Annotated in this window: 2 protein-coding genes and 1 pseudogene; 1 reads left to right on the forward strand and 2 read right to left on the reverse strand. The window is 67.5% G+C overall.

From position 1 onward, the window contains the following. A pseudogene (locus ACOJVU_RS17690) lies at window positions 1-186 on the reverse strand (CPBP family intramembrane glutamate endopeptidase); the annotation flags it as partial. 55 nt (window positions 187-241) lie between these two features. Continuing rightward, window positions 242-1,279, reverse strand: coding sequence for an AraC family transcriptional regulator (locus ACOJVU_RS17695; RefSeq protein ID WP_421530963.1), 1,038 nt, complete (start codon window positions 1,277-1,279; stop codon window positions 242-244). A 73-nt stretch (window positions 1,280-1,352) separates the two neighbouring features. On the opposite strand from ACOJVU_RS17695, the gene ACOJVU_RS17700 reads away from it, so the two are divergent. Continuing rightward, the coding region (locus tag ACOJVU_RS17700; protein ID WP_421530964.1) for a cytochrome P450 at window positions 1,353-2,289 on the forward strand (937 nt) is incomplete at its 3' end.

A 2,289-nucleotide genomic window follows, 5' to 3' on the forward strand; every position in this document is an offset into this window, starting at 1 on the left:
CAGCCCGACGGCGGCCGCGGGCACGGTCGCGATGCTCGCCCATGGTGTGGTGAAGTGAGCGATCAGGTTGGTGGCCACGAGCACCGCGACGACGACCGCGACGTCGAGATGGATTCGCAACCGGTGCAGCGCCGCAAGCTGGGTCAACAGCGGGTGCGCCTCCCCGCCGGCGGTGAAGTCATGCATCGGACGATTTTACCGGCAGGCGGCGCAGCCGCGCGACGGGTGAGCGCCGGCGGCCCTACGGCGCGGCCCGGCTGGTTCTTGCCCGCCCGGGCGGGCAGCCGTTCCAGCGGGTGTGCGCGCGGGTGAACGCCGCGGTCTCCGAGTACCCGAGCCGGCGTGCGGTTTCCTCGACACTGAGACCGGAGTTCAGCAGCTCGGCGGCCAAGGTCGCGCGGACCTCGTCGACCAGCGCGCGGTAGCTGGTGCCCTCGGACGCCAGCCGGCGATGCAGCGTGCGTTCGGTGACGTAGAGTTCCTTCGCGACGGTGGCCATCGCGGGGATCTCTGCCGAGTCCTGGATCAGGCGGGTGCGGATCGCCGCCGAGATCCCGCGCCGGGTGCGCCGCCGATCCAAAAGCTCCTCACACTGACGAATGCAGATCGCCGCGGTCTGCGGATCGGCCGCGGGCATCGGCTGGTTGATCAGGTCCGCCGGGATGGCCAGGACATTGCGTGAGGTTTCCTCGACGACGACGGTCAGGTTTTCGATCTCCACCAGGTCGGTCGGCAACGGCAGATCGGCAAATTCGACTCGGACCGTGATCGGCGCATGGCCGACGCCGAGGAGCAGGGGCAGGATTCGCAGCATGATCGCGAAATCGCGTTCGAGGAGGAACCGGCGTACATCGCGCGGAACCTGCGCGTCGTCGAAAGCCACGACTGCCTCGGTCTGACCCACCTCGGGGCCGGCCAGGTTCAGGTACGTGGCGGTCAGCGCGACGTACCGGCACGCGACGTCGATCGCGTCGCCGAAGGTCGGGCTGGCCATCAAGGCGAAACCGAGGATGCCGATATCGGCGAACTGGTAGCGCGTACCGGTCTCCATGCCGAGCCCGGGTTGATCACCAAGTCGCCCGATGAGGTTCCGGATCATGGTCAGCTCTTGGCTGACGTAGACCTCGGTGGTGGGATCCGCCAGGTCCCCGACGGTCAACCCGGTACCGGACAGGCACGTCGGCTCGTCGAGCCCGTGCTGGCGGGCGGTCTCCAGGACGTGCCGGGCAGTCGCCGAGGACTGTGCTGTGTCCCAGACCGACGGGTCGACGGCGCGCATGTGTCTGAAAATATCAAATGTGTGTCTGAAACCATCATTCCGGTCGTCGCGGTGCGTCCTTAGCTTCATCAGCATGCCCACCGATCTCCTCAGTCCGCCACCCCGAGCCATTTTGTCGGCGGCGCGCAGCTCCGCGATCAGCCTTTTGCGGCCGGTCGCGACCGGTGCCTACCGCGATCTGCGTCGTCCACGGTCGAGTTCCGCCCCGGCGTCCGTGCCGCGCACGACGCTCGACCCCACGCTGGCGCCGCACATCGCCGACCCCTATCCCGATTACGAGCGAATCCGGGAGCATCCCGTCGTGGTCAACGAGCGGCTGGGGGTCTGGATGATCGGACGCTACGACGACGTGCACACCGCGGTCCGCGACAATGTCGCGTTCTCGTCGAAAGACGGCGTCATGCTCCGATCGTTCGTGTCCAGCGTCGTGCTGCTCGCCGACCCACCCGAACACACCCGTCTGCGACGCATCACCGCGCCGATGTTCAGCAAACGCGCTGTCCAGAGCTTCACGACGGACATCCGCGCACTGGCCGCCGAGTCGATCGCGAAGCTGACCAACGGTGACGTCGTGGACGTCGTGGACGGCCTGACCATCCCGATGCCGATCAACGTGATAGCCCGAATTCTCGGCGTTCCGCAGGATCGGTGGCCGGCATTTCGCACGGTTTCGGACAAATTCGCGCAGATGTTCGCTCCCCGTTCGGTGCCCGAGGTCGCGCGTTTGATGGCGTCGATCGTGCCCGCCTACGTGCACATGCACAGCTTCATCGACGCCGAAATGCGACGCCGCGACGGCGAACCCGCCGACGACCTGCTGAGCCGGCTGCGCGCAGCCACGAGCGCGGGCGAGCTCACCAACGACGAAGCGTTCATGTACGCGCTGATCCTGCTGGTGGCGGGCAACGAGACGACCACCAACCTGCTGGGGATGCTGCTGGTCAGGCTGGCGGGGGACCACGCGCTGTTCGCCGAGCTGAAAGCGGACCGCAGCCTGCTTCCCGCCGCGG

Source organism: Mycobacterium sp. THU-M104 (assembly GCF_049197365.1).
GTDB lineage: Bacteria > Actinomycetota > Actinomycetes > Mycobacteriales > Mycobacteriaceae > Mycobacterium.